Annotated in this window: 24 protein-coding genes; 19 read left to right on the top strand and 5 right to left on the bottom strand. The window is 46.9% G+C overall.

Annotated elements, in window-relative coordinates; all coding sequences use genetic code 11:
- Positions 1 to 3: 3 nt before the first annotated feature.
- From J2Z66_RS27080 to J2Z66_RS27050, 7 genes are all read left to right on the top strand, one after another.
- Positions 4 to 1,062 (top strand): DUF6786 family protein, encoded by a 1,059-nt coding sequence (locus J2Z66_RS27080; protein ID WP_209975870.1) that lies wholly within the window; start codon positions 4 to 6, stop codon positions 1,060 to 1,062.
- 84 nt (positions 1,063 to 1,146) lie between these two features.
- The gene (locus J2Z66_RS27075; RefSeq protein ID WP_209975869.1) at positions 1,147 to 1,908 is read left to right on the top strand and encodes an SDR family NAD(P)-dependent oxidoreductase; all 762 of its coding nucleotides are present in this window, start codon (positions 1,147 to 1,149) and stop codon (positions 1,906 to 1,908) included.
- A gap of 34 nt (positions 1,909 to 1,942) precedes the next feature.
- A complete protein-coding gene (locus J2Z66_RS27070; protein WP_209975868.1) occupies positions 1,943 to 2,935 on the top strand; it encodes a C-terminal binding protein in 993 nt (330 codons plus the stop codon).
- A 40-nt stretch (positions 2,936 to 2,975) separates the two neighbouring features.
- Complete coding sequence (locus tag J2Z66_RS27065; protein ID WP_209975867.1) at positions 2,976 to 3,215, top strand: biotin/lipoyl-containing protein; 240 nt, start codon at positions 2,976 to 2,978, stop codon at positions 3,213 to 3,215.
- Positions 3,216 to 3,234: 19 nt separating this feature from the next.
- Positions 3,235 to 4,242: a thiamine pyrophosphate-dependent dehydrogenase E1 component subunit alpha gene (locus J2Z66_RS27060; RefSeq protein WP_209975866.1), complete on the top strand. Its 1,008-nt coding sequence runs from the start codon at positions 3,235 to 3,237 to the stop codon at positions 4,240 to 4,242.
- Entirely contained in the window at positions 4,242 to 5,216 is a 975-nt protein-coding gene (locus tag J2Z66_RS27055; RefSeq protein WP_209975865.1) for an alpha-ketoacid dehydrogenase subunit beta, read from the top strand. The genes J2Z66_RS27060 and J2Z66_RS27055 overlap by 1 nt, the downstream gene beginning before the upstream one ends.
- A 10-nt stretch (positions 5,217 to 5,226) precedes the next feature.
- Complete coding sequence (locus tag J2Z66_RS27050) at positions 5,227 to 5,922, top strand: 2-oxo acid dehydrogenase subunit E2 (RefSeq protein WP_209975864.1); 696 nt, start codon at positions 5,227 to 5,229, stop codon at positions 5,920 to 5,922.
- A gap of 73 nt (positions 5,923 to 5,995) precedes the next feature.
- On the opposite strand, the gene J2Z66_RS27045 is transcribed toward J2Z66_RS27050, so the two are convergent.
- From J2Z66_RS27045 to J2Z66_RS27030, 4 genes are all read right to left on the bottom strand, one after another.
- Positions 5,996 to 6,973, bottom strand: coding sequence for an ROK family protein (locus J2Z66_RS27045; protein ID WP_209975863.1), 978 nt, complete (start codon positions 6,971 to 6,973; stop codon positions 5,996 to 5,998).
- The gene (locus tag J2Z66_RS27040; protein WP_209975862.1) at positions 6,970 to 7,605 is read right to left on the bottom strand and encodes a D-sedoheptulose-7-phosphate isomerase; all 636 of its coding nucleotides are present in this window, start codon (positions 7,603 to 7,605) and stop codon (positions 6,970 to 6,972) included. Before J2Z66_RS27040 ends, J2Z66_RS27045 begins: the two co-directional genes overlap by 4 nt.
- 112 nt (positions 7,606 to 7,717) lie before the next feature.
- Positions 7,718 to 8,968: an NAD(P)/FAD-dependent oxidoreductase gene (locus J2Z66_RS27035; RefSeq protein WP_209975861.1), complete on the bottom strand. Its 1,251-nt coding sequence runs from the start codon at positions 8,966 to 8,968 to the stop codon at positions 7,718 to 7,720.
- A gap of 1,071 nt (positions 8,969 to 10,039) precedes the next feature.
- Positions 10,040 to 12,829, bottom strand: a complete 2,790-nt coding sequence (locus J2Z66_RS27030) for an ATP-binding protein (RefSeq protein WP_209975860.1) — start codon at positions 12,827 to 12,829, stop codon at positions 10,040 to 10,042.
- Positions 12,830 to 13,016: 187 nt separating this feature from the next.
- On the opposite strand from J2Z66_RS27030, the gene J2Z66_RS27025 reads away from it, so the two are divergent.
- The 6 genes from J2Z66_RS27025 to J2Z66_RS27000 all read left to right on the top strand — a co-directional run bounded on the left by J2Z66_RS27025 (position 13,017) and on the right by J2Z66_RS27000 (position 20,220).
- Positions 13,017 to 14,759, top strand: a complete 1,743-nt coding sequence (locus J2Z66_RS27025) for an ABC transporter ATP-binding protein (protein ID WP_209975859.1) — start codon at positions 13,017 to 13,019, stop codon at positions 14,757 to 14,759.
- A 73-nt stretch (positions 14,760 to 14,832) separates the two neighbouring features.
- Positions 14,833 to 16,596 carry an ABC transporter ATP-binding protein gene (locus J2Z66_RS27020; protein WP_209975858.1) on the top strand — a complete coding sequence of 588 codons (1,764 nt, stop codon included), beginning with the start codon at positions 14,833 to 14,835 and terminating at the stop codon, positions 16,594 to 16,596.
- A gap of 225 nt (positions 16,597 to 16,821) precedes the next feature.
- Positions 16,822 to 17,499 (top strand): CatB-related O-acetyltransferase, encoded by a 678-nt coding sequence (locus J2Z66_RS27015; RefSeq protein WP_209975857.1) that lies wholly within the window; start codon positions 16,822 to 16,824, stop codon positions 17,497 to 17,499.
- A gap of 182 nt (positions 17,500 to 17,681) precedes the next feature.
- Positions 17,682 to 18,284: a glycoside hydrolase family 73 protein gene (locus tag J2Z66_RS27010; protein ID WP_209975856.1), complete on the top strand. Its 603-nt coding sequence runs from the start codon at positions 17,682 to 17,684 to the stop codon at positions 18,282 to 18,284.
- A gap of 300 nt (positions 18,285 to 18,584) precedes the next feature.
- Complete coding sequence (locus tag J2Z66_RS27005; RefSeq protein WP_245375866.1) at positions 18,585 to 19,613, top strand: LCP family protein; 1,029 nt, start codon at positions 18,585 to 18,587, stop codon at positions 19,611 to 19,613.
- A gap of 79 nt (positions 19,614 to 19,692) precedes the next feature.
- Positions 19,693 to 20,220 (top strand): site-specific integrase, encoded by a 528-nt coding sequence (locus J2Z66_RS27000; protein WP_209975854.1) that lies wholly within the window; start codon positions 19,693 to 19,695, stop codon positions 20,218 to 20,220.
- A 120-nt stretch (positions 20,221 to 20,340) separates the two neighbouring features.
- Here J2Z66_RS27000 and J2Z66_RS26995 read toward each other — a convergent pair whose 3' ends face one another.
- Positions 20,341 to 20,712, bottom strand: a complete 372-nt coding sequence (locus tag J2Z66_RS26995; RefSeq protein ID WP_209975853.1) for a helix-turn-helix domain-containing protein — start codon at positions 20,710 to 20,712, stop codon at positions 20,341 to 20,343.
- Between the two features lie 338 nt (positions 20,713 to 21,050).
- Between J2Z66_RS26995 and J2Z66_RS26990 the strand changes: the two genes are divergently transcribed.
- Genes J2Z66_RS26990 through J2Z66_RS26965 form a run of 6 tightly spaced genes read left to right on the top strand, consistent with a single transcriptional unit; the run spans position 21,051 to position 26,474 of the window.
- The gene (locus J2Z66_RS26990) at positions 21,051 to 21,806 is read left to right on the top strand and encodes a YveK family protein (RefSeq protein WP_209975852.1); all 756 of its coding nucleotides are present in this window, start codon (positions 21,051 to 21,053) and stop codon (positions 21,804 to 21,806) included.
- Positions 21,787 to 22,470, top strand: a complete 684-nt coding sequence (locus J2Z66_RS26985) for a CpsD/CapB family tyrosine-protein kinase (protein ID WP_209975851.1) — start codon at positions 21,787 to 21,789, stop codon at positions 22,468 to 22,470. Before J2Z66_RS26990 ends, J2Z66_RS26985 begins: the two co-directional genes overlap by 20 nt.
- 18 nt (positions 22,471 to 22,488) lie before the next feature.
- Entirely contained in the window at positions 22,489 to 23,157 is a 669-nt protein-coding gene (locus tag J2Z66_RS26980; RefSeq protein WP_209975850.1) for a sugar transferase, read from the top strand.
- A gap of 28 nt (positions 23,158 to 23,185) precedes the next feature.
- Entirely contained in the window at positions 23,186 to 24,142 is a 957-nt protein-coding gene (gene fcl, locus J2Z66_RS26975) for a GDP-L-fucose synthase (protein WP_209975905.1), read from the top strand.
- Positions 24,143 to 24,156: 14 nt separating this feature from the next.
- Entirely contained in the window at positions 24,157 to 25,146 is a 990-nt protein-coding gene (gmd, locus tag J2Z66_RS26970; protein ID WP_209975849.1) for a GDP-mannose 4,6-dehydratase, read from the top strand.
- A 32-nt stretch (positions 25,147 to 25,178) separates the two neighbouring features.
- Positions 25,179 to 26,474, top strand: coding sequence for a glycosyltransferase WbuB (locus tag J2Z66_RS26965; RefSeq protein ID WP_209975848.1), 1,296 nt, complete (start codon positions 25,179 to 25,181; stop codon positions 26,472 to 26,474).
- Positions 26,475 to 26,478: the final 4 nt, after the last annotated feature.

Here is a 26,478-nt window from a genome sequence, read left to right as displayed (position 1 = left end):
GAGATGAAATTCAAGAAGCTGGTGAACGTGCTTGAACAAGTAGGTCTGCGCTATGCAGTTATTAATGGTGAGCATGGTGGGGCGTTGGTGCTTCTCGAAAGAGGAGCGCGAGTCATAGGGATTTACGCAGAAGGAGAAGCAGAGAATTCGCTTTGGGTCCATCCGTTGCTGGAAGATGTCAGGCAAGCGAAGACCCATTTCCAGGATGAGCAGCATTGGAACATAGGCGGAGATCGTACTTGGGTGAGCCCGGAGGTAGAATTTTTTATTTCCAATGTTGAGGCGTTCTGGGACACTTACAAGGTTCCGGCAGCTATTGATCCAGGGGCTTATGTTATGAGCGATGGAGACTTTGGAAGGGAGGAAAAGAGCTGGTCGCAGTCTGCTGCTTTATTTGCTTACAGGTCACAGCTGGAGTTGGATTTTCACTTACAAAAGAAGCTGCGACTTGTGCCAGATCCGCTTCGTTTCACATCCTATAATTCATCGTTTGGATCTTATTCGTATATAGGCTATGAACTGGATATCCGTCTTTCCATACCTGCAGAAGCACCGTCTGCGCCTCTATCTTTGTGGAATCTGCTTCAGCTGCCTGCGGGAGGTGAAGTCAGGATTCCTACTTATGGTCAAGCGGATGTGACCGACTTTTTTGCTCCGACAGGCCCTTCACATCTGAAGGTTACTCCTGGGCTTGTAAGCTTTCGGCTGGATGCCAAGGAGCAGCACAAAATTTCCATCAAGGCCCCCTTCATCACCGGAAGAATGGGATACATGCGCGAAGGGGCTGAAGGAGAGGCCTACTTGCTTGTTCGGCAGTTCCAGGTTAACCCGTCAGCAGATTATCCGGATGTACCAGCGGATCGTTTGGACGATCAAGGTCATTGTGTGCAGTGCTATAACGACAGCGGAGAGCTTGGGGCTTTCGGGGAAATGGAATATCATTCTCCGGCGCTGTCAATAAAGAGTAAAGATAAGGAACTGCAGGATAGAAGCCAGATATGGTGCTACAATGGCAAAGCAGCTGATATCGAAGTGATAAGCGGGCAGCTGTTAGGAAAATAATTTTTATCAACTTAATTGTCAACGGTTTACTTAAATAGTATAAACCTAAACTATATATGTTAATCGGAAGGAGGGGCTCCAGAAATGAAAATGTCTGATTTGCTTGGGAAAGTTGCCTTAGTCACAGGGGCCGGAAGCGGTGTCGGACGTACAATGGCCTGCAAATTGGCAGAACACGGGGTAAAGCTTGCACTTTGCGATATCCGTGAGGAACAGCTCAAGGAGACTGCAGAGCTTATAGAAGGAAAGGCAGGCAGTGTGATTTATGTAAAAACCAATATTGCCGACGAAGAGGAAGTAAATCGGTTGTTCAGGGAGGTGAGCTCCTGTTATGGACAGCTGGATATAGTCGTGAATTGTGCTGCGATCTGGGATGCAGGAGAAGTCGAACAAATTGACAGTACAAGGCTGAACAGGATGCTGGATATTAATCTGAAGGGCAGCTTCTTTATATGCCGTGAGGCATTTGTATTGATGCGTCACAATAGTCCGGAGGTTGGGGGCTCCATAGTGAATATCGCATCAACGGCGGGTGAATTCGGAAGCATCCGGCCAGCGGCTCACTATGCAGCAGCCAAAGGAGGGGTGATCGCGATGAGTAAATCATTGGCGCGGGAAGGAGCGAAGGATGGTATCCGGGTCAATGTGGTTTCACCAGGTCCACTAGATACGCCAATGTCGAATATTACAAGCGAGGATCAGCGAAACCAGATAGGTGAACGTACACTGCTCGGCAGGATAGGGACGGCGGATGATATTGCTAATGGCGTGCTGTTTTTGGCCTCTTCCGTATCGTCTTGGATTACTGGTGAAGTGCTGCGAGTGAATGGCGGGAGTTTATTGTGAAGCTCCAATATAGAGTCGGGGAGGCAGTGTAGGGATGTCTAAGAGGGGAGATCATCAATACCGTGTAGTGCTGACGGATGCCGATCGGTTTCCGCTCGGGGAAGCCCATAGCAGGGCATTAATGCAAGCTGGTATTGAAGTGATAGGTGTCTCATCGAAGCTGGGTGAGGAGGAGCTGGCAGCATGCTGCACCGAGGCTGACGGAGTAATTGTGTTCGGTAGCAAAATCACCCGGCATGTGATAGAGCGGATGCATAAATGTCAAATCCTTGCCCGCTGTGGAATCGGCTTTGATAATATTTGCGTAGAGGCTGCACGGGAAAAAGGAATTACTATTACTTATGTGCCCGATTATTGTGTGGAAGAGGTATCTGATCATACAGTCAGCCTTATGCTGGATTGCTGGCGCAAATTGTCTCTTAGCCGGGACCGGGTCAACCATGGGTTTTGGGATTCTTATGAACAATTAGGCTCGATGCGGAGAATCGCCGGACAAACGGTAGGTTTATTGGGTTTTGGACGGATAGCTCAAGCCGTTGCCAGGAAATTGCAAGGTTTTCGTGTGAAGCTCATCGCTCATGATCCTTATGCAGCTAATGAGGTTTTGGAATCTGTAGGTGTTGCGGCGGTTTCTTTTGATGAGCTGATTCAAGCTTCCGATGTGCTTGCGCTGCTACTCCCATTGACACCGGAAAGCAGACATATTATAAACCGCAAAGTGCTGGAGCGCGTTAAGCCGGGATTGATTCTTATCAATACTAGCCGAGGTGGTCTGATTGATGAGGATTCACTGGTCTGGGCGCTGCGAATGCATAAGGTCGGTGCTGCCGGAATGGATGTATTGGAAGCGGAACCGCCGCAAATTGAAAATCCGCTGCTCCACATGCCAAATGTTATTATTACTCCCCATTCGGCCGCATTCTCGGAAGAAGCTCTGTTTGAGGTGAAGGCCAGAGCGATTGAGGAAATTATTCGTAAATTTCAGGGACTTAGCCCCTTGATGGAGATACCGACACCACATTCTTGATTCTGAAGTGGAGCTTATATTTTTACAAGGAGGAACATCTATGCTAACGAAGGTTATCATTCCCAAGATGGGGATGTCTACAGTAGAGGTTGATTTGGTCCATTGGTTTGTAAAACCAGGAGATACACTTAATGTGGGGGACCCCATCGCTGAAGTTGAATCGGAGAAAGCCAATTTTACTATCGAAGCGGAAGTGACAGGGAAAGTTAGTGAAATTCTGGTTGAGTTAAATGAGACCGTTGATGTGGGAACTGTGATTTGTCTGTTGGAAACCGAATGAAGGGATTAGGGGTGAGAGGATGAGCAAGGAATGGTCCAAAGAGCTCGGGATGGAAATGTACCGCAGCATGCTGCGTATCCGCAAATTTGAGGAACGCGTGATACGGTTGGTAAATGAGAATGAAATAGCTGGAGTCACTCATGAATACATTGGGCAAGAAGCGGTAGCAGTTGGTATATCCGCAGCTCTGGAGCAGGATGATATTATTACGTCCACACACCGCGGGCATGGCCATATTATTGCGAAGGGCGGACTCGTACGACGGATGATGGCCGAGCTGTTTGGCCGCAGTACTGGGTATAACCGCGGACGTGGAGGCTCGATGCATATTGCTGACCTGTCCTTGGGTATATACGGAGCCAATGGGATTGTTGCTGCCGGTGCCCCTATTGCGATGGGAGCTGCCTGGGCGAGCAAAGTGAGTGCTTCGGCACGCGTGGCTGTCAGTTTTTTTGGCGATGGGGCGGTGAACCAAGGGGTTTTACATGAAACGATGAATATGGCAAGTCTCTGGAAGCTTCCAGTTCTGTTTGTTTGTGAAAATAATGGGTATGCGGTAACGCTTAGTTCCCAGGAATCGAGTGCGAACACGGATTTCGCCGGGCGGGCGGCTGCCTATCGGATGCCGGGGATAAAAGTTGACGGAATGGATGTGCTTCAGGTATTGGCTGCAGCCCGCCAAGCCATAGAGCGCGCCAGAGCAGGAGAGGGGCCAACATTTCTGGAATGTATGACCTATCGGTATATGGGCCATCATACGGCGGAAGCCACGATGAGCTTGCAATACCGAAGCAAGGAAGAAATTGAAGCATGGAAGCTGAAGGATCCTATTCCCTGTTTATTTCGTGATCTTCAGGCTCAAGGCGTTGCTGCCGAAGAAATGCAGCAGGCTCTGGTTGAGATCGAATGTGAAATCGAAGAGGCTGTTGAGTATGCGCGTCAGAGTCCGGATCCGCAGCCAGCAGAGAGCCTGGAGCTGATGTATGCAACACCGTATCCGGGATTACCAGCCAAGGGGTGGATTTGATGAGAGAAATTCGTTATTTACAGGCTTTACGGGAAGCTATTTCACAAGAAATGACCCGCGACGAATCCATATTTGTTATGGGCGAGGATGTCCGCCATTCGCTTCGCGGGGCGACGAAGGATTTAGTGCAGCGCTTTGGCGAGCAGCGGGTAGTCGATACACCGATCTCGGAGGCGGCTTTTACCGGAATGGCGACAGGTGCCGCTATGGCTGGATTGCGACCCATCGTAGAATATCAAATCAGCGCTCTTATTTATGTATCTTTCGATCAGCTTATTAATCAAGCGCAGAAGCTGCCTTATATGATGGGAGGACAAGGTTCAGTTCCGGTAACCTATATGGTCACTGGTTCAGGCGCCAGATCAGGTCTTGCCGGTCAGCATTCGGATCATCCATATCCATTTCTGGTCCACGCCGGTATGAAAACGATTGTTCCATCGACTCCTTATGATATGAAGGGACTTATGATCAGTGCAATCCGGGATAACGACCCGGTCATGGTATTTGCACCGGCGAAGGTGCTCGCAATGAAAGGGCAGGTACCCGAGGAAGCTTATGCGATCCCCTTTGGTCAAGCGGATATTAAACGCAAAGGTGATCACATAACCGTAGCTGCCGTAGGCCATCTTGTACACGATGCCTTGAAAGCAGCAAATGAATTAGCACTGGAAGGGATCTCAGTTGAAGTATTCGATCCCAGGACATTGCTTCCTTTTGACAAAGCCACACTGCTTGAATCGGTAGCCAAAACGGGAAGACTTGTCGTATTCGATGATTCCAATCGAACATGCGGATTTGCAGCGGAAGTGGCTTCGATAGTGGCTGAGGAAGGCTTCTCAGCTTTAAAGGCCCCGATCAAACGCGTAACCCGCGCGGATGTGCCTGTTCCATTTAACCTTGGGATGGAAAGCTTCGTTATTCCGACGAAAGAGGATTTGATTCGCGCCATTAGGCAGATCGCACAGGAAGGATGAGGACAACAAAATGAGCGGAGCGAATGAGTTAACGCCGCATAAAGAAGTTCCATTAAAGGGCATCCGGAAAATGATTGCTGCCAGGCTTGGCACTGTGTGGCAGGAAGCTGTGCATGTAACACTGCATAAAGCGGTGGATGTGACTTATTTGTATGAGCACAAGGCAGAATTGACATATTCGCTTATGGATTATTTTTTATATGGGCTTGTACAGACGTTGAAAACTGAGCAATTTGTTGGCTTTAACGGACATTTTGACGGACAGATCTTAAGGCAGTTTACTTCCGTTAATCTTGGCATAGCGGTAGATCATCCTAAGGGGCTTATAGTACCTGTGCTTCATGGTGCAGAAGGGATGGAGCTTGGCGAATTCGCAGCGAAAAGAAAAGAGCTGGCGAAGCGTGCCAAAGATTGGAAGCAAGCTCCGCAGGAGCTGGAGAACGGAACGTTTACGATGACGAACCTGGGGACTATGGGCATTGATTGGTTCACGCCTATTCTGAATCCACCACAGGTGGCAATTATGGGCCTCGGCAGAACAAAAGTGGAAGTTACGAGCTGGAGCTGGGGGGACACCCCCAGACAAAGGGCACTTCTTCCACTGAGTCTGACGATTGATCACCGGGTTCTGGACGGCGCGGATGCAGCAAGATTCCTGGAGCATGTGGAATTATGCATGCTGGAGCTGGCGAAATCTCCACGTTAAAATGTTTGCTTACTAGTAACATTCTAGTGCTAGTGACATCTAGTGTCATCTGGTTTGACAGTTTGACATCTGGTTACTGGAAAGATACAGTATGCAAAGCCACAGATAAGCTGGCTAAGTCCCCCACGCTTTCGCCAAGTCCTGCTGGAACAACGGTACAGACCGACAAGGAATGGGGGAGTGTCTCCTCCAGCAGAACCTGTTTAACGATCGGCTCCAGGAAGGCAAGCTGGCGGCCGTAAATACTTCCGATGACGATTCGTTCGGGATTGAGGACATCGATAAGGATGGCCAAACCGCGTCCTAACTGACGCGCGGTGATATGAAGGACCTCGATCGCCAGGGCATCTCCTTGCTGCGCGGCCTCCCCGACCTTCTGCGCGGTTACTTTCGCCAAGTCCTCATAAACCGGACAGAACAAGGGGGAGTCTCCTGCGCGGAGGCTTTTCTCCGCCATCGAACGAGCTAACTGGGCGATGCCTCCACCGCTGCAGAAGCCCTCGAACGAGCCTGGCTTGCCATATCCTGTAGGGCCGTCTTCTTCCATTCTCATATGTCCTACTTCGCCTGCCATATCGTTAGTTCCGGCATAGAGACGCCCATCGAGTATGAGTCCAGCGCCCATACCGGTGCCGAACGTCAGAAAAATCATATTGCGGCAGCCTTTCCCGGCTCCCCATTTCCACTCCGCCAAAGCACAAGCATTGGCGTCATTTTGCAAGCCTACGGGTACGCCAAAGCTCTGCTGAAACGGTGTAATCACATCAATTCCATCCCAAGTTGGCAAATTGGGGGGAGCCAGAATCAATCCCCGCCTGCTGTCAAGCGGCCCACCGCAGCTAATACCGATTCCCAGCACGGTGGAGGAAGTTTCGGTGATAATCTCCTGCAGCGTATCAAGTAATTGCTTGAGGGCTAGTTCTGGGCTAGAGGGGGTGGGAAAGCTTTTCTTGGCCAAGATCTGTATACCCGCTGTTGTTTCTTCTCCAATGGAAACAGCGCATTTCGTTCCTCCGATGTCAACGCCAGCGTATGTACCCAAAGTACTCATTTTGGAAAAAATTCCTCCTCCAGCAAAATGCAAAGGGCATGATAAATGGGCAAATGCCGTTCTTGAATATCCGGTGTCCGTTCCCATGGCACACAAATGGTAACATCGCAAACTGCTTTCATTGCACCGCCGCCTTGACCGGTCATGCCGATCGTTCGCAAGCCCCGCAGACGGGCAACTTGAAGGGCGTGCAGCACATTTCTGGAGTTGCCTGATGTGCTCAGACCGAGAACTACATCACCTTGGACTCCGTATCCATATACCTGCTGGGCGTAAACCATATCTGCAGCCACATCATTGGCGAAAGCTGAAATGAGAGCGCTATGGCTGACAAGAGAAATAGCCGGAAGAGCTCCTTGCAGATGATCCGCCAAATAGCTGCCATGATCACCGAAATGATCCCTTAGCTGGCTTCTTTCATTTTCCGGGAGTGGCCTTTTGGACATAAAGCCTTTCATCAGCTCACCGACGATATGCTCACTGTCTGATGCACTCCCGCCATTACCGCAAACAAGCAATTTCCCGCCTTGGCGGTAAGAGGTTGTCAGCACCTCGCAGGCTTGCTCTATATCTGGGATACACTGGCTTAATTCTGGATATTTGCTCTTTAATTCGAAAAGTATGGCATTCAATTCTATTACCTCCATAATACCATGATGCACGGTGTATTTATGTTCCAAGAATATGTTCGCATACTTTTTCAGAGTTGTCTATCGGAATTTTCTTATTGAATGAGTTTATTTGTTAAATAATTTGTGTATTTGGTTTTGCCCCAGCCCTTCTGGGAGTGAGCAGGGCTGACAGGGGATGTTTCTCTCCGAGCAATTGAGCCTTGAGCATCTCAGCAGCGAGCATGCCATATACAGTTCCATTTCCTCCACAGCCCAGAGCATGAAACAGGCCAGGCTGTTCTGGCGACTCCCCTAGAAACGGCAGGTCATCTGCAGATTCTCCGAAGGTTCCGCACCAGGCATGCTCCGCTGCCCATTGCTTTTCTGGAAATAAGCTGCTCAGCTCAGCCAACAAATGCTTGGCCCGATTTTCCAAATAATTGGAATCTGTTACGGGATCAGGCCGATTCTCATCCAAGCCACCCGCAATAATTCTGCCGTCTGGTGTGGTGCGGAAATAAAAGTAAGGACGGGCTGTCTCCCACATCATATAGTGATTAGGCCAAGAGGATGGCAGGGAGTTAGGTGGCGTGGTTATAGCATAGGAACGTCTTAGTATGGGTTTGATTTGCTGTGAGCTTTCGATACCTGGCAAGTAACCTGCAGCACGCACAAGCTGATTGGCAATAATTTGGCCGTTAGCGGTGTGGATCACAAATCGGCCGTTCCGCCTTTCGATCTCTTGAACCTTGGTTTTTTCGAAAACCTTGGTTCCTTGCTTTACAGCTCCATCAATTAACCCATGTGCAAAGCGCACCGGATTGACCTCGGCATCGCCATGTGTAACGAGAGCAGCAGTTTCGCGGAAACTATCTTGGTGTTGAATATGGCTTGGAACTCCCCAATCTACCGGAAAGCCATATTTCCGGAGTAGGCCGTATTCCTTGTAGAGCTTGGATGCATCCTCCAGGCTGCTTGCACAATAAAGGCTGCTCCTTTGATGAAAGCCTGTTTCGAAGGATGCGGTATCGGCAAGCTCGGATAAGCTTTTTAGGGCTTGTCTGCATGCGCTATAAAATTGAACAGCGGCCATTTCCCCAATTTGCTCTGCTAACTGATGGAGCATTATGTCGTTGGAAAATTGGAGCAGTCCTGTGTTAGCTGCAGTACTTCCGGATGCAGCAAGGTTTCCTTCTACGACAACAGCAGGGATGCCACTGCGGGCTAACACAGCCGCACAGATTGCACCCGTCATTCCTCCGCCAATAATCGCAACCTGGGTAACGACTCTTTGATTCAGTGCAGGATAGGAGGGAATGTCTGACATTGTGCTGGGCCAGTAGAGGGATCCGTTGTGTAATTTTGATTGAGTAACATTCATCATATAGGCTGCAGCTCCTCATCAGAAATTTTAATGTATATGAACTTTCAAACTATTCGGCTCGAGATGATTTTAATTAACCTGCCTCCCCAAATTTGAAACCAGATTGAACCATCTACAAACGCACGAACACCAAGTTCAAACGGACAGCCAGCAACGGTTTTTCTCTTGGTTAGCGGAGATTTCCTAGCGGGAGCAGGCGCTGGAGATGAAGAGTGTCCCCGCGAGAGCTCGCAACCGAGAGGATTGGCTACTTTAACGATGTTTTTCATCGTTAAAAGCATCAGGCCCGCTCCACATCCTGACTTTAACGATGAAAAAAACATCGTTAAAGTCCATTTTCACCAACATGAGAGACCATCCGTCCTCTTTTAACGATGAAAAACATCATTAAAGTGATGGATTGACCTGGAACACTTCATTTAACGATGAAAAACATCGTTAAATGAAGCACACGCTCAAGTCGGCGGAGGGCTGGCTTCTACTAAAGCTACTAACTCTCATCCTCCCCAGTTCCCTCCAAGCTGCAAAGAGCCGAACATATCACGCTTAAACCGAAAGTGGGCTGCCAGCAGAAGTTGCTTTCCTGAGAGAAAGGGATAGTGGTGATAGGATAATCTGAGCTTCCTTTCTGATTCCCTCGGAGGATGAAGGGTCACACTGTCTACTTTTTCACTGTAAAGCTGCACCGTATAATTGGGGGATTTTCACTCCAGGCATATACAGCAAAACGTATACTTTCCAGTGAACTACAAAAAAAAGCCCAGATCGGGATGATCTGAGCTTTTTTGACGCAGAATTTTAAAGTACTTTACAGCGAGAGGATCACTTACTTATAAGGAGGAAAACCCTTGCTAGCTGTCCGTTTAAGCTTGATGTTCGTGCGAATGTAGCTGCGAGAGGTAAGGGGTGTGGGAGGAAGAGCGATAGCGTCCGCCTTTAAAGATTTGTTAAATCCCCACATCCATTCCATTCAGGGAACAAATCTTTAACAGCGGCTGGAGCCCACACCTCTTACCTCCGCAACGCTCCCACATAATCAACACGCTCATCAAAGGACACCGCAAGGCGTTCTTATTTTGTTAACCACACACGCATAAGAGAGAACAGCTGATTAATATTCAGCGGCTTGCTAATATAATCGGAAGCACCGGCTTCCAGGCATTTTTCGCTCTCATTTTTCATGGCTTTGGCTGTTAGAGTAATGATGGGGATATTCCCCCAGTTCGGCTCATGACGGATAGCATGCATAGCCTCGTAGCCATCCATAACGGGCATCATAATGTCCATAAGTATCAAGTCCACTTCAGAATCCTCATACAAGGCATCCAGACATTCCCTGCCGTTGCCTGCTACTCTAACCAGCATGCCTTCATTCTCAAGAGCTATAGTTAAGGCGTAGAGGTTGCGAACATCATCGTCGACCAGCAGCACTTTCTTTCCTTTGAATAACTGGGCATACTCGGAATGGGCAGACAGCAGGCCAGGAGGCTCCATGTCTTCCGATGAGGAATCGGCGATATCTGAAGGTGATGCGGTAGCAGCGACTTCTAGTTGTGAAGCTGTTCCTTCACTTTGATCTTGCGTCATGTGAGGCACATACAGGGTAAATGTGCTACCCTTGTTTTCTTCACTTTCAATATCTATATATCCGCCCATAAGCTTGGCAAATTCACGGCATATCGAAAGGCCAAGACCGGTTCCTCCATAGGTGCGGTTCGTTGTACCGTCTACCTGCTGGAAGGCTTCAAAGATCAGGCTTTGCTTATCTTCCGGGATACCGATGCCTGTATCGGTAACGGAAAAGCTGACCACCAGGCCGCCGCTTTGCCAATCAAGCTGCTTGCTCAAGGATGATGGATCCGCTTTGTCAATTTTCAAGGTCACCTTACCCTGCTCTGTAAACTTAAAAGCGTTGGACAGTAAATTTTTCAAAATTTGCTGTAATCTTCGGCCATCTGTTTTCATGACCTCTGGAATATCGGAACCGAGTAGAGTCTCGAAGGAAACTCCTTTTCCTTGTGCAATGATTTCAAAGCTTTGATTCATAAGCTCAGGCAATCCATACAAATTAACATCTTCGACCACAAGATCTACTTTACCGGCTTCGACCTTGGATAGATCCAGAATATCGTCGATCAGCGTTAATAAGTCTTGACCGGAATGATGAATAACACTGGAATATTCCTGTTCTTTAGGAGTAAGCGTTCCACTTTGATTTTCAGCCAGCATTTGCGATAAAATCAGGATACTGTTTAGAGGCGTACGCAGCTCATGGGACATGTTGGCTAAAAACTCCGATTTGTATTTCGAGCTTTGCTTCAATTCCTCGGAGAATTCCTCCAGCTCGCGCTTGGTTACTTCCAGCTCAATCGTTTTTTGACGGTCCAGCTGGTGCTGCTGATGCAAAATCTCATTGGTACTACGAAGCTCCTCCTGCTGCATCTGCAGCTCTTCCGCCTGCGATTGCAATTCTTCAGTCTGTGTCTGCAGCTCTTCGGACTGCGATTGCAGCTCTTCCGTCAAAGCTTGTGATTCTAGCAGCAGACGCTCGACCTCCATTCTGCCGCAGACACGGTTGATTGCGGTTCCGAATGTAGTGCGCAAGTTTTCCAGCAGTATCTGGTGCAAGGGTGTGAAATTTTCCAGTGAAGCGAACTCAATCACAGCTTCTACTTTGCTCTCAAATTCAAGTGGAGAGATCAGCACACTTTTGGGCGCAGATTGTCCCAAGCCGGAAGCTATTTTAATATAATGGTCAGGCAAATCATTTAGCAGGAAAACCCGCTTTTCCTTGGCACACTGGCCAACAAGTCCTTCACCTATAAGAAAGCTTGAGGTGGAAGGATCATCTTCTTGTCCGGCAAACGAGGCGAGCTTAACCAGCTTTTGATTACTGCCATAACCTTGGAGGATGTAGAACACTCCATGTGTGGCATTCAGCATAGAGGATACCGCCGCTACAAAGGCTTGAGCAAGCTCAGTGATATCGTTAAAGCCCTGGGACATGGTCGAAACCTCGGCAATCCGAGTTTGGATCCAATTCTGCTGCTCTATTCGCTGGGTAAATTCTAGCGTTTGTTTATTATAGGCTTCAAGTGAGCTGGCCATTTCGTTAAAGGACATGGCAATTTTTCCGATTTCATCGTTGGTTTTAATTTGCAGCCGCGGCAAATGATCGGCCGTATTAAAATCAACGTTGTTCATTACGTTAGCGACTTGATTTAGACTTTTGGAGGTGCTATTGATTAACCACAAGGCGACCCCGGTGCCGATAATCAGGGAAGTTACAGCTGTTAAGCCAATAATGAGCAGCATCTTACTGTAAATATCTTTGGATCGCTGCTGAGCTTCATTCATTAAATTTTCCTGAAAATCTTTGAAATCCTTCAAGCTTTGATTAAGCGCATTGCGGCTTTCCTGCGCAGCATTAATAAATAGATAAGAGGCCGCCTGACTATTGCCTTCTGTCATATTGACGATCAATTGCTTCACAACATCTGAATATTCGGTGTAGTTGAATTGGATTTTGGCAAGCAATTGCTTGCCTGTTTCGCCAAATACAAGGCTGTCCGTGGCTTTCATATTCTCGGCGGCAACTTGGCGGGCATCTTGAATAGCTTCCAAGTGCTCCTGTGCTTTACTGCTGTTTTGTTCATTGATCAGGTAACCGAGCTCGCTATCGATAAAAGAGAAGGCCGTGTGGAATTCGGTAATGTTTTTTAATTTTTTGTAACGGTCGTCTACGATTTCTGTAGTATTTTTATTAATAGAATTCATCATGATAATAACAAAGCTCATCAGAGCAAGCATCAGCACAAGGGTAATGCTTAAGCCTAAAAACTGTTTTCTTTTAAAATTCATCCCGATCCGTCCTTCAATCCTGCATATTTTAAAATAAGAATGTATATTCTTTTCCACGAACCACCTTTTATTATATCATAGAAGGAAGAGTTGCAACTATACTGTTATCTAGTAAAAATCAGCTTGTAATTTTAGGCAAAAACACCGATGATAAGTAGATAATCTTTTGTAAAAAGAGGGTGTGTTTATGTCATTTGTCATTCGCTTGAAATGGTTTTTCAAAATAAGGTGGGCGCAGTATACACTGGCCATTATTCTTATGACTTTGGTGAGCTTGCTTTCTACCATTCCGCCTAAGATGATTGGCAATACAGTAGATCATATCAGTAAGGGGGATTTAACGGCCGTGGGCTTAAGCAATACCGTCTGGCTCTTGATCGGTCTCTCAATCTTACTGTACGTGATGACCTATGTATGGATCACTACATTATTTGGCAATTCGGCACTCGTAGAGAAATTACTGCGGGGCAGGCTGCTGAAGCATTTAACGAAGATGACGCCGGGATTTTTTCAGCGCAATAGCACGGGACAGCTGATGGCGCTGGCGACCAATGATATTTTGGCTATCGGCCAAACAACCGGTTATGGAGTCATGACGCTGGTCAATACACTCGTTGGAGCTACAGTGGTCATTGTGACAATGATTTCGTTGATCAGCTTTAAGCTGATGCTCGCCGCGCTTGTTCCGCTGCCTTTTCTGGCTGTTGTGATTAATTTTTTGGGTAAAAAGGTGAGATCCCGCTTTCTGAATGCACAGGCTTCCTTCGGTAAAATGAATGATCATGCGCTGGAGTCGATATCGGGTATGCGCGTCATTCGCTCCTACGTTCAGGAAGATAAGGATATGGAGGCTTTTGACCGCGTTACTTCAGATGTAATGAACAAGAATAAAAAGGTGTCTATTCTCAATGCGATGTTTCAACCCCTGATTTCGTTAATTGTCGGGATCAGCTTTACGATTGGCATTGGTTATGGGTCGTATCTGGTTATAGAAGGGCAAATAACGCTGGGGCAGCTGATTTCCTTTAATATTTATCTGGGCATGCTGATCTGGCCGATGATTTCCTTCGGCGAATTTATTAACGTTCTTCAGCGTGGAAGTGCTTCTGCGGACCGTCTGGAGGTGGCTTTTGCTGAAAAGCCGGATATCAAGGATGAGGATAACCTTAGAGAGGTAAAATTACCGTTCAGTATAGAGATGAAAGAGTTAACGTTTAAGTATCCTGCCTCTAACCATCCGAGCCTGGAGCGAGTCTCATTCCGGCTAGAACGCGGACAGACATTAGGTGTCGTAGGCAAGACGGGGAGCGGGAAGAGTACATTGCTCAAGCAATTTATGCGGCAGTATCCGATAGACAAAGAGATGCTGTATCTGTCTGATACCCCTGTTGAAAAGATACCCCTGGAACGTATGAAGAGCTGGGTCGCTTACGTCCCGCAGGAGCATCTGCTGCTATCAAAGACAATCCGCGAAAATATAGCGCTTGGCAAGCCGGACGCAACTCCAGATGAAATCAGCCGGGCTGTGGAGATGGCTTCGTTCACCCAGGACATTGCCCAAATTTCGCAGGGACTGGAGACGGTGATTGGGGAAAATGGCGTCATGCTGTCCGGCGGTCAAAAGCAGCGTGTAGCGATTGCGCGTGCACTATTGATCGATGCGGAGATTCTGATACTTGATGATGCCTTATCGGCTGTAGATGCGCGGACGGAAAACAAGATCCTGCATAGTATTCGGCAGGAACGTGCTGGCAAAACGACCTTAATTACGACTCATCGCTTATCGGCAGTCAGCCACGCCAATTGGATTCTTGTTTTGGATGATGGACATGTGATCGAGGAGGGCACTCACGAGGAGTTAATTTTGTTCGGAGGCTGGTACAAGCAGCAGTGGGAGCGTCAACAGATGGAAGCCAGTCTGGCTGAATAATCATTGTTGATGGCAAGGCTCCACCCGAATCAGGTCCAAATGTCCCATCCCTACCTAACATGAGGAGGTCAAAATGAATCCAGATCCAAAGCCTACAGTGGCGAAAAGATTATTCCGCTATGCTTTTGCTTACAAGTTCAGAATCCTTGGAGCTTTGCTTATTCTTTTTTGTGCGGTCGGAGCAGAGCTCGGGGGTCCTTTTATTATCAAGACGATTATTGAACACCTTTCTGGACCTGATAAAGAGCTTTCGTCTATTTTTGGCCTGCTTGGGCTTTATTTGGGGCTATTGGTGACAGCGGGTATTAGCAATTTTATTCAGGCTTATACCCTGCAATCAACGGCGCTAAGAATTATTAAAAACATGAGAATGGATTTGATGCAGCATATTCAGCGAATTCCGCTGCGATTTTTTGACAATACGCCAATCGGACAGGTCGTTTCAAGGATTGCCAATGATACGGAGGCTGTGCGGGATTTATTTATGAGCTTTATGGCGACCTTTGTCGTCAGCCTCGTTCAATTGCTCGGTATTTACATTGCTTTATTTATTCTGGATCCACGGCTGGCTCTATTCACACTGCTGCTTCCGCCGCTGTTCGCGCTTATTATGTGGATTCATCTGAAATATTCGAAAATTTTTATAACCATAATGCGTGCGCGGCTAAGTGATATGAACGCAATGATTAATGAATCCATCGCCGTTATGCCGATTATTCAAGCCTTTCGCCGTGAGCAGCGGACGATAGAAGAGTTTGAGACCTTGAATGTGGATCGCTATGTAAATCAAATCAAGCAATTTAGAGTTTTTTCACTATCTTCCCGTAATATTGTTGGTACTATCGGAAGCCTGCTGACGGCGATGGTGATCTGGTACTTTGGCCGTGAGTCGCTGCAAACTGCGATTTCATTCGGTATCTTTTATGCCTTTATCGATTACCTGGGGCGGATTTTTCAGCCGATTATCGGTATTTTCGACCAGCTGACGAATGCCCAGCGGGCGATTGTCGCGGCAGAAAAGGTATTTGCGATCATGGATATCGAAGGGAAAGAAGTAGAAAAGACTGAGCAAGTGCGCCGTCCGGAAGGCGTCGTGAAATTCGATGATGTGACCTTTTCCTATAAAAAGGGAGAGCCTGTGCTGAAAGGGATTTCTTTCGAGGCTCGTAAAGGTGAAACCGTGGCGCTTGTGGGACATACAGGCTCAGGGAAGAGCTCGATCATGAACCTGCTGCTGGGCTTCTACGAGATCGATGAGGGTATGATTACGATTGACGGACGTGACATTTCCACGTTTTCCAAGCAGGCGCTTCGGAAGCATATGGGGATTGTGCTGCAGGATCCGTTCCTTTTTGCAGGGGATATTAAGTTTAACGTGAGCCTGTATAATAAAGAGATTACAATAGACCGTGTGAAGCAGGCCTTAAGCGATGTGGGCGCCGCTCCCTTTATTGAGCAGCTTCCTAATGGTTATGATGAGATTGTTGTGGAACGTGGAAGTACGTTATCTTCCGGTCAAAGGCAGCTGATTTCCTTTGCCAGAGCGTTAGCATTCGACCCGGCTATTCTTATTTTGGATGAGGCTACCGCCAGCATTGACAGTGAAACAGAAGGCTTGATTCAGCGGGCTCTCGGTATTGTCAGTGAAGGCAGAACGACCTTCATCATTGCGCATAGACTCTCAACGATTCGTGAAGCCGATCAGATCCTTGTACTGCACCGCGGCGAGATTGTCGAGCGGGGAAATCACGATGAGCTGATGTCGCTCCAAGGCAGGTATTTCAAGATGTATCAGCTGCAAAAAGGCGAGAAAGCTTTAGTGGATCCGTTATCCTAGAAGCGTAGAAGCCGCAATCGGGAATACCAGAGAGAAAGGTGCCAGCGCTGTTGGCCCTTTCTCTTTGGTTTGACGAACAAATGATTCGTTTGTTACAATGTTCCCATCAAATAGGAAAAGGATGAGAACGATGGTTCGTCGTTTGAAACGGCTTAAGAATGTTGCTACTGCATTAAGCTTCTAAGTGAAAATATGATTTATATGACTTAGAAGCGAGGGAAACGTATGAAACAACATCGGTTTAACCACTGGTCAGAAACTAAGTATCTAAAGGATATTGTAACCAACCCAATGATTGAAGTAGGGGAGTATTCCTATTACTCTGGTTATTACGGTCATCATGATTTTGAAGATGGGTGCGTTAGATACCTTTGGGGAGATGAAAAATCAAGAAGGCTATTTAACCCCATCGAAGACTATGGTTGGGTATTAGATAAATTGATTATAGGAAATTACGTATGTATTGCAAGTGGTGTAATTATTTTAATGGGTGGGAATCACAATCATCATCCTGAATGGATTACCGTGTATCCTTTTGCGGAGCAGATTGAAACCTCTTACGAACCCAAAGGGGATACCATCATCGAAAGTGATGCCTGGATTGGCATGAATGCAATGATTATGCCCGGCGTGAACATTGGTGAAGGTGCCATTGTTGCGGCAGGATCGGTTGTTGTAAAAGATGTCCCGCCATATACGATAGTAGGCGGCAACCCTGCTAAAGAGATAAAGAAACGCTTTACAGACAAAGAAATCGAAAAGTTAAAGGAAATGCGTTGGTTCGATTGGGAACGTGAGAAAATTGAACGGGCCATTCCTATCTTCTCCAGTTCTTCTATTGATCAATTATATGACTATTACCTAAGGGAAATAAAACCATATGAGCACCTAGAGAATGGTTGATGTACAGTTTGGCGTTCAATAAGTGACACTAACAAAAACGATAGTTCAAAAAACCACCTTTTCTGCAGGTGGTTTTTTGTTTGTCGCAAACCACTCCTGGTGGTGATGGCACTATGAAGGGCAGCCATCGCCCGATCAAATAGAGAGGATAATTCATATATTAGTATAAAGGGGGGACAATCATGAATAAACAAGCCTTCTTGTCAGCAATCGGTCCGGCAGCCCAGAAAGATATGGCGGCTTCCGGCATACTTGCAAGTGTAAGCATTGCGCAAGCGATCCTGGAAAGCGGGTGGGGGAGCAGCGCCTCAGGCAATAATTTATTTGGCATTAAAGGAACGGGGCAGCGGCTAACAACCAGCGAGTATATAAATGGGGAGTGGGTTCGAATCGTTGACGGCTTCAGGGTATATGACAGCTGGCTGGACAGTATTCGCGATCATTCCAGACTGCTCCAAATGAACCCGAGATACGCTGCTGTAATAGGCGAGCGTAATTATATCAAAGCGAGTCAAGCGCTCCAGTATGCAGGTTATGCAACAGACCCTTCCTATGCCGCCAAGCTCATAATCATTATCGAACAAAATGGCTTGACGAAGTACGATAAGGCAGTCATTAAGGAGGACAAGGAGGAGGACAGCTATATGATGAAACCGCAGGATGCCAATAAAATCATTGCTTTTCTATCCGCGGCTTGGGGCAGTACGGAAAATGCCTCAGCAAGAAAAGAATTCAACAGACTGGCCAATGAGCTGAGGAAAGCTTCCGGACAAAAGGTAGAATAGCACCATGAGGCAACTTTACGAATGGAGCTGTCAATTGGAGCTATCAATGAATGAAGCTAACATGAATGGAGCTCTCACGCAGGAAATTTTAACAAAGGGAACTTGTACAGAGAACTCTTGTGTTCCCTTATTTTTTTGAGATAAAAGATATTGCCTTTGTCCATATCAAGTGATACAATTCGTATCATATATGTTTTGTATCATACATAACGTATCGGGGAATAGCACCGGATAGCACCGAATTGCACGAATTGCTCTTTAGAAAGGGAAGTGGAAGTGATGAAGCGCAGGTGGACCTACATGGCTGTTTCAGTATTAGCGGGCGGTATATGCCTGGCAAGTTATTTGTATTGGCATTTGGAGCCTGAACGCCATTTTAACAAAGTGAACGTTCCTGTATTAGCTCTTCCGGCTAAACAGATGGGGCTTCAATTGGCAGTGCCGTGGAGAAGCTCGTTTGTAAGGGAGGAGAATAATCCTGCTGAGGCTGGTGCCTTGAACATGGGCGCAGCGGCAGCAGCAAACCCGGCTATGGCTGAGAAAGCAGACCCGGAGGGACCGAAAGCATTCAACGTGCTTATTTTGGGGATTGATGCCAGAAAAACAGAAAGCTCACGAAGCGATGTAATGATGGTGATGAGAGTCGTTCCAGCTGAGCGCAAGGTACATATTCTCTCTCTGCCACGCGATACCCGTGTTTCAATTAACGGTATTGGGTATACCAAAATCAATCACGCGCATATCCTGGGGGAGGTAGAGGGCGGTAATCGGGCAGGTACAGAAGCGGCCATCAAAGCAGTCAGCAATTTCCTGGACATTCCGATTAATTATTATATGAAAACGAACTTTCAAGGGTTTGAGAATGCGATCGATGCCATAGGAGGTGTGAAGGTTGAGGTTGAAAAGGAGCTTTATTTAAAAGCGGTTAATGTTACGCTGCATAAGGGAACACAGCTTATTGACGGCGAAATAGCACTCGGCTTGGTTAGGGAGCGATGGGCATTCCCGGACGGGGATTTCGGAAGGCAGGCCGAGCAGGCGAAAATACTGCGGAGTGTAGCCGAGGAGCTGCTGCAGCCCGAGCAGCTGCCGCGGGTGGCCGAGCTGCTAGCGAAAATCAAAAAGGATATTCTGGATACGAATTTCACGGATTCCGATTTGATTAGCCTCGCCTGGCTGTTTAAAGGAATGAAGTCGGACGAATTTCAGTACAAGCAAATTCCGGGACATGGCGGCTATGAAACCGATGCTTTGTCAAAGACGCGTTTATACTATTGGATTCCCGACATGGAGCAGGTGAAATCTCTTAAAGAAACCTATTTGAAATAAATACAAGCTATGCTATAATTTCTTTGATACGAATTGTATCTAAAAAATACGGATTTGAAAAGGGAAGGTGTATACCTGCATGCAAGTTGTCCAGCCCATTCGAGACCAGGAAAAAATCGAAGAAATTCAAGAAATACTGAAGCGGCAATCCATGAGAGACTGGCTGTTGTTCACGGTTGGTATTCATTCGGGATTGCATCTCAGCGACTTGCTGAAGCTAAGGGTAGGGGATTTGAAAGGTAAGAGCAAGGTGACCATTCAGGAAGGAAAGACAGGCAAGAGCAAGTCATTCCTTGTTTCCAGCCAGCTTCGTGATTGGGTTGAAGAATATGTCGTCCATATGGATGATTATGATTTTCTGTTTCCTTCGCAGCGGACAGGCAAGCCGATTAAGAGAATACGGGTATACCGTATTTTGAATGAAGCGGCCAAGCAAGCCGGGCTTCAGGATATTGGCACACACACGCTGCGCAAAACGTTCGGTTATCACTATTATCAAAAAACAAAAAATGTTTCCGTACTCCGCGAGCTTTTTAATCATTCTGCACCATCGGTCACTCTCAAGTACATAGGTATGCAGGCAGATAAAAGGCTCGCCGAGCTATGAGGGAAGCAGACAGGGGGAAGACCGCCTGGTTAGATACGAAATGTATCTTGGGTTATGTACATCGTAAAGCTTTATTAGCGGTTAAAGCTCTGGCCATTGTATATTGCTGTGCGCTTTGCTCTACTCTAAGGATCTCTCGGCTCTCACAAAAGCAATGAACCGCTTGGCTTCTTCTGCAGACAGTTTTCTGCCATCTACAGTTAAGGCGAATTTTTCCATAATGTTCTCATCAGAAAGCTCCAGGCTATCCACAAAATCCCTGACATCTTCATCCAGAACAGCTTCGGGATTATTAGATCTGTTTAACAAATAATCGGTAGAAACTTTAAAGAAGGAAGCAATTTTATTCATAGTCTCATAGTCAGGCTCTCTACGAGAGGTTTCATAATGTGAAAGTGCAGCCCTTGAAATGCCCAGCTTATTGGCAAGCTCTTCTTGGGTAAGTGCATGTTTTTCACGTAAGAGGGCAATTCTGTCCCCATATCTTATCATCTTTCATTTCCTCACATTTCAATTAGGAATATTAGTAGTATAACCACTAGTTTAGACTTATTATACCAGTGTTTTGTCTGATAACAAAATGAAAAATGCAGAATTTTCGCCTATTTTGTTGATACTTGAGGAAAAATATGCAGGATCAAGCCAAGCAGCCGCTGCTTGGAAGGAACCGAAATGAGAATAGGAGCTTCTTTATATTCCAAAGAAAGATAAAGATTGTGAAAATATGAAAAATCATAGAATTTTGCTTGACAAGATACGATATGTATCGTAAATTATTGATTAAAGATACATATCGTATCTAGTTAAACTATTTTCAAACGGAGGGTAAGATGGAACTTGAAATCAAGGATTACATCAAGATTATCCGGAAAAGATTGTGGCTCCTTCTAGCAATCGTGCTGTCAGCGAGTGTCGCCACCGGAATTATCAGCTACAACTTCATTCGACCCGTATACGGAGCAGATGTAAAGCTGATTGTCACGAAGGCAGAGGAGATTCAAGGCGCACAAGTCATCGACTATGGAAGCATTGATACCAATATCAAGCTCATCAATACATACAAGGAAATAATGAAGACACCAGCAATTATGAATAAAGTTGTTGAACAGTACCCTGAGCTCGGTCTGAGCTCGAAGCAGCTAATTGAAAAAGTGAATGTGAGCTCTGGGAACGAGAGTCAGGTCATGACGCTAAGTATGGAGGATCATTCTTATGTCCAGGCAGCCCGCATGGTGAATGCGATAGCGGAAGTGTTCAAAAATCAGATTCCGACCATTATGAAGGTGGACAATGTAACTATTCTAAATGAAGCTAACGAATACAGCGTCCCAGAGCCCATTAAACCTAATCCGCTAATGAACGTAGTGATTAGTTTGATTTTGTCCTTTATGCTGGCACTGGGAATTGTGATTATTCTCGAATATATGGATGATTCCATCAAAACGGAAGAAGATGTCAAGAGACGCTTGGGTGTTCCGACACTCGGCCTGATTTCCAAAATTAAATCCAAAGACATGAATACAAATTTGGCCATGAAAACACATAGAGAGGTAGGTGAATCCGCATATGTCAGTGCCAACCAGTAAAAATAAATACCTGCTGGTGACTAACACAAACCCTAAATCCATCATATCCGAATCCTATAAAACACTTAGAACGAACCTCACCTTTTCCGCGGTGGATCAAGCGATCAAGCGAATCCTCGTGACCTCATCACAGCCGGGTGAAGGGAAATCGACAACGATAGCCAATTTGGCGGTTACGTTTGCACAAGAGAATAAACGGGTGCTGCTCATTGATGCTGACCTGCGAAAGCCTGCGCTGCATCATTTTTTTGTCAAGTCGAACCGGTACGGCCTTACGAATGTTTTGATTAACCAAGGTCAGGCTGCCAGTTCTATCTTGGAGACGGACATTCCCAATTTATCCATAATCCCTTCGGGCCCCGTCCCGCCTAACCCGTCCGAGCTGCTTGCTTCCCAAAAAATGAAAGCCCTGCTTGAACAGCTAGATGCTGAATACGATTTAATCCTGATTGATTCGCCTCCTTCCTTGGCGGTAACCGATGCTCAGATTCTTTCAACCCTGTGCGATGGGGTGCTGCTGGTTGTCCATTACGGCAAGGTCAAGCAGCAGCTCGTCCAAAAGTCTTTGCTAGGGTTTGAACATGTCAAGGCGAGGGTGCTCGGTGTCGTTATTAACAATATAATGTCTCCAAAAGACGGTAGTTCATCTTACTATTATATGTGACAGGTTAGGAGTGAGAAGATGAATACGCAGTGGAAGGTTAGTTTGGATGAAAGTCGGATACAGCGCTCCTCTCGCACTTTGCAAGCTTACTTATGGATGAAGAGGCTTATGGATGTCGTATTAGTGAGTATAGGAATCATCCTGCTTATGCCGATTTTTGTTATGATTGCGCTGTTGATCAAACTGGATGACCCCAAAGGTGTTGTATTCTTTTATCAAATGAGATCGGGAAAAGACGGCAAGCCCTTCCGCATGTATAAGTTTCGTTCGATGGTAGCTAATGCCGAGGAGCTGCTTGCAGGTTTGATCGACAAAAATGAAGTACAGGGCCATATGTTCAAAATGAAGGATGATCCACGAATTACGAGAATCGGCAAATTTATCCGCAAAACAAGTCTGGACGAGCTCCCGCAGCTGCTGAATGTGCTTAGGGGAGAGATGAGTCTCGTTGGGCCAAGGCCACCGCTGCTTATGGAGGTTAAGCACTATTCCTCCTACCATATGCAGCGTTTGCGGGTTATACCAGGCTGTACAGGGCTTTGGCAAATAAGCGGACGCAGCAATTTGAACTTCGAACAGATGATTGAGCTGGATTTGCGGTATATCTCAGAGCGAAGTCTTTTTCTGGATATGAAAATAATTCTGAAGACATTCCGTGCACTATTAGGTGCCAAGGGTGCCTTTTGACAAAGAGAGGCGGGCGAATGATATGGACATGAACAAATTAAGCAAAATTTATGTGGCAGGCCATCGTGGACTTGTAGGATCTGCTATTTATCGCAAGCTGCAGGAAGAAGGCTTCGATAATCTTGTAGTCAGAACATCAGGTGAGCTGGATTTGAGAGACGATGAGCAAGTGAATGATTTTTTTGCGGAGCAGCGGATTGAATATGTATTTTTGGCTGCTGCCAAGGTGGGCGGTATTATGGCCAACCGGGAGCATCCCGTTGAATTTTTGCGAGATAATCTTTGTATTCAAAATAATGTCATCGACGCGGCGTATCAAACTGGAGTGAAGAAGCTGTTGTTTCTGGGCAGCACCTGCATTTACCCCAAGCTGGCACCACAACCGCTGAAGGAAGAGTATTTGCTGACTGGCGAGCTGGAGCCTACGAACGAACCTTATGCTGTAGCCAAAATTGCCGGTATTAAGCTTTGCCAAGCCTACAACCGCCAATATGGAACCCGCTTCATTTCCGTTATGCCTACGAATTTATATGGCCGAAATGACAACTATGATTTACAGCATTCACATGTGCTTCCTGCGCTGCTGCGAAAGTTTCATGAAGCGAAAGAGCAGGGCTTGCCTTTTGTGGAGATTTGGGGAAGTGGAGAGCCGAGAAGAGAATTTCTCTATGTCGATGATCTGGCCAATGCCTGTCTGTTCCTGATGGAGCACTATGAAAGCAGTGAGATTATTAACATCGGCTTAGGTGAAGATATTGCCATTCATGAACTGGCTGATAGGATCAGACAGGTTGTAGGGTACGAAGGAGCTATTCGTTATGATGCAAGTAAGCCGGACGGAACCCCAAGAAAGCTGGTTGATGTCAGTAAAATTAACGGGCTTGGGTGGAAAGCGGTTACCTCGTTAGATGAAGGTTTACAGCAAACCTATACATGGTTTCTACACAATCAGGCGCCAGTCAAAAATATACTGCTGGGGATTTAGAATAGGAGGCCATTATGAAAAAAGCACTGATTACAGGCGTGACAGGGCAGGATGGATCGTATTTAGCTGAGCTATTGCTGCAAAAAGGCTACAAAGTCTACGGGCTGAGACGCCGAACAAGCACGCCAAATTATGAAAATGTAGAGGCCTTCAAGCATGAAATTGAATGGATATCTGGTGATTTAACGGATTTGTCTTCTTTAATAGAGGCGATTCAGGTCTCAAAGGCGGATGAGGTTTATAATCTGGGGGCCCAGTCCTTCGTGGAGGCTTCCTGGCCGCAGCCCTTGCTTACAGGGCAAATAACAGCTCTCGGCGTGACCCATATATTGGAGGCTGTGCGCATTGCAAGACCGCAGGCGAAGTTCTATCAAGCATCCAGCAGTGAAATGTTCGGCAAGGTGGTGGAAACGCCGCAAAAAGAAAGCACCCCTTTTTATCCGCGAAGCCCCTATGGTGTTTCCAAGGTATATGGTCATTGGATAACGGTGAACTATCGCGAAAGCTTCGATTTATTCGCCAGCTCAGGCATTTTGTTCAATCATGAATCACCGCGGAGAGGCATTGAGTTTGTCAGCCGTAAGGTAACGGATGGTGTGGCCAGAATCAAGCTGGGCTTGCAGAAGGAACTGAGAATGGGCAATCTGGACGCCAAGCGGGATTGGGGCTTTGCCGGAGACTTCGTCAAGGCGATGTGGCTTATGCTGCAGCAGGACACGGCAGACGATTACGTGATTGCTACCGGAGAGCTGCATACGGTAAGGGAACTACTGGAGACGGCTTTCTCACATGTCGACTTGAATTATGAGGATCATGTGGTGATTGATCCCAAATTTATTCGTCCTGCGGAGGTAGATCTACTGCTAGGCGATTGCAGTAAGGCGCAGGAAAAGCTGGGCTGGAGGCAGGAAGTGAGCTTCCAGGAGATGATCCGGATCATGGTGGAAGCTGATCTGCAGCGGGTGGAATGGGCAATGAAGAGCAGATTGATTCCTGTAGTTTAAGCCATGCGGAAATCCACAGGGAAGAACGGGGAATGAACGTGTCACGGAAAACCCAGAAGATATTGCTATATAGCATTAATTTCACTCCGGAGCTTACGGGAATAGGCAAATACAACGGGGAAATGGTCCGCTGGCTGACCAGTCAGGGATACGAAGTGCGAGTAGTTACGGTGCCGCCTTATTATCCGCAATGGAAAGTGCAAAGCGGTTACTCGGCTGGTAAGTATCGCAAAGAACAGATCGACGGAGCCGAAGTATGGCGGTGTCCGGTCTGGGTTCCCAGGCAGGCGTCGGGGCTGAAGCGGATTATGCACCTTGCCTCCTTTGCTGTTTCCAGCCTGCCGGTTATGCTGGTGCAGATGCTGTGGAGGCCCCAGCTGATGCTGGTTGTTGAACCGCCGCTTGCTATCTCTCCGGCGGCTCTTATCCTAGCCAAAATATTCAGGATCAAAGCATGGCTTCATGTGCAGGACTTTGAAGTAGACGCTGCATTTGATCTGGGGCTGTTGCCGAAGAAAAAGTTCCTGAAGGCAGTCATCACAGGTATGGAATCAAAATTAATGCAGGGATTCAATAGGGTATCTACGATTTCTCAGCCGATGCTGAGCCGCTTGCAAAGCAAGAGAGTGCCGGATAAGAACCTTGTTTATTTTCCCAATTGGGTGGACACAACGGCTATTTATCCTTTGCCGGAGCAGACAAGCTTTCGGCGGGAGCTGGGTTTGGATCAGAACGACTTTATAGTGCTCTATTCAGGCAATATGGGAGCCAAGCAGGGGCTGGAGATTTTGCTGGATGCAGCGGAGAAGCTCCAGCCTTACAAGCGTATTCAGTTTCTGTTATGCGGAGACGGTCAGGTTAAGGAGACTCTGATCCAGCTCGCAGCAAAGAGGAAGCTGACCAATATCAGATTCCTTCCTCTACAGCCTCTGGACAAATTAAATGAGCTGTTGAATACGGCTGATGTACATACCCTGATCCAGAAGCAGAGCATATCCGATCTGGTTATGCCATCCAAGCTAACCGGGATGCTGGCAAGCGGACGTCCGGTTATTGCTACGGCTGAGGAGGATACGGCCGTATACAATGCCATTATGGAAGCAGAAGCCGGATGGCTTGTACCTCCTGGTGATGCAGAAGGACTGGCGGAGTGCTTGCTGAGGATGTGCTATTCCAAAAGTACATGCAGCAAGCTTGGCCGGCAAGCCCGCGAATATGCTGTCCGGGAATTGAGCATGGAATCTATTATGAAGGATTTCGAGGTTTCGTTTTCCGGCATGTTTGATGCCGGGCAAACTATGCATGAAGAAAGGCTTTTGGAGCGATGAACGG

It is taken from the genome of Paenibacillus eucommiae (assembly GCF_017874215.1).
GTDB classification, from domain to species: domain Bacteria; phylum Bacillota; class Bacilli; order Paenibacillales; family NBRC-103111; genus Paenibacillus_AI; species Paenibacillus_AI eucommiae.
Note: the sequence above shows the minus strand (reverse complement) of the source record. Positions and strands in the feature narration are given on the sequence as shown.

What these genes read in the sequence shown, in the direction of transcription:
- J2Z66_RS27080 (WP_209975870.1), top strand. Translation starts at nt 4, where the DNA reads ATGAAATTCAAGAAGCTGGTGAACGTGCTTGAACAAGTAGGTCTGCGC.
- J2Z66_RS27075 (WP_209975869.1), top strand. Translation starts at nt 1,147, where the DNA reads ATGAAAATGTCTGATTTGCTTGGGAAAGTTGCCTTAGTCACAGGGGCC.
- J2Z66_RS27070 (WP_209975868.1), top strand. Translation starts at nt 1,943, where the DNA reads ATGTCTAAGAGGGGAGATCATCAATACCGTGTAGTGCTGACGGATGCC.
- J2Z66_RS27065 (WP_209975867.1), top strand. Translation starts at nt 2,976, where the DNA reads ATGCTAACGAAGGTTATCATTCCCAAGATGGGGATGTCTACAGTAGAG.
- J2Z66_RS27060 (WP_209975866.1), top strand. Translation starts at nt 3,235, where the DNA reads ATGAGCAAGGAATGGTCCAAAGAGCTCGGGATGGAAATGTACCGCAGC.
- J2Z66_RS27055 (WP_209975865.1), top strand. Translation starts at nt 4,242, where the DNA reads ATGAGAGAAATTCGTTATTTACAGGCTTTACGGGAAGCTATTTCACAA.
- J2Z66_RS27050 (WP_209975864.1), top strand. Translation starts at nt 5,227, where the DNA reads ATGAGCGGAGCGAATGAGTTAACGCCGCATAAAGAAGTTCCATTAAAG.
- J2Z66_RS27045 (WP_209975863.1), bottom strand. Translation starts at nt 6,973, where the DNA reads ATGAGTACTTTGGGTACATACGCTGGCGTTGACATCGGAGGAACGAAA.
- J2Z66_RS27035 (WP_209975861.1), bottom strand. Translation starts at nt 8,968, where the DNA reads ATGATGAATGTTACTCAATCAAAATTACACAACGGATCCCTCTACTGG.
- J2Z66_RS27030 (WP_209975860.1), bottom strand. Translation starts at nt 12,829, where the DNA reads ATGAATTTTAAAAGAAAACAGTTTTTAGGCTTAAGCATTACCCTTGTG.
- J2Z66_RS27025 (WP_209975859.1), top strand. Translation starts at nt 13,017, where the DNA reads ATGTCATTTGTCATTCGCTTGAAATGGTTTTTCAAAATAAGGTGGGCG.
- J2Z66_RS27020 (WP_209975858.1), top strand. Translation starts at nt 14,833, where the DNA reads ATGAATCCAGATCCAAAGCCTACAGTGGCGAAAAGATTATTCCGCTAT.
- J2Z66_RS27015 (WP_209975857.1), top strand. Translation starts at nt 16,822, where the DNA reads ATGAAACAACATCGGTTTAACCACTGGTCAGAAACTAAGTATCTAAAG.
- J2Z66_RS27010 (WP_209975856.1), top strand. Translation starts at nt 17,682, where the DNA reads ATGAATAAACAAGCCTTCTTGTCAGCAATCGGTCCGGCAGCCCAGAAA.
- J2Z66_RS27005 (WP_245375866.1), top strand. Translation starts at nt 18,585, where the DNA reads ATGGCTGTTTCAGTATTAGCGGGCGGTATATGCCTGGCAAGTTATTTG.
- J2Z66_RS27000 (WP_209975854.1), top strand. Translation starts at nt 19,693, where the DNA reads ATGCAAGTTGTCCAGCCCATTCGAGACCAGGAAAAAATCGAAGAAATT.
- J2Z66_RS26995 (WP_209975853.1), bottom strand. Translation starts at nt 20,712, where the DNA reads ATGATAAGATATGGGGACAGAATTGCCCTCTTACGTGAAAAACATGCA.
- J2Z66_RS26990 (WP_209975852.1), top strand. Translation starts at nt 21,051, where the DNA reads ATGGAACTTGAAATCAAGGATTACATCAAGATTATCCGGAAAAGATTG.
- J2Z66_RS26985 (WP_209975851.1), top strand. Translation starts at nt 21,787, where the DNA reads ATGTCAGTGCCAACCAGTAAAAATAAATACCTGCTGGTGACTAACACA.
- J2Z66_RS26980 (WP_209975850.1), top strand. Translation starts at nt 22,489, where the DNA reads ATGAATACGCAGTGGAAGGTTAGTTTGGATGAAAGTCGGATACAGCGC.
- fcl (WP_209975905.1), top strand. Translation starts at nt 23,186, where the DNA reads ATGAACAAATTAAGCAAAATTTATGTGGCAGGCCATCGTGGACTTGTA.
- gmd (WP_209975849.1), top strand. Translation starts at nt 24,157, where the DNA reads ATGAAAAAAGCACTGATTACAGGCGTGACAGGGCAGGATGGATCGTAT.
- J2Z66_RS26965 (WP_209975848.1), top strand. Translation starts at nt 25,179, where the DNA reads ATGAACGTGTCACGGAAAACCCAGAAGATATTGCTATATAGCATTAAT.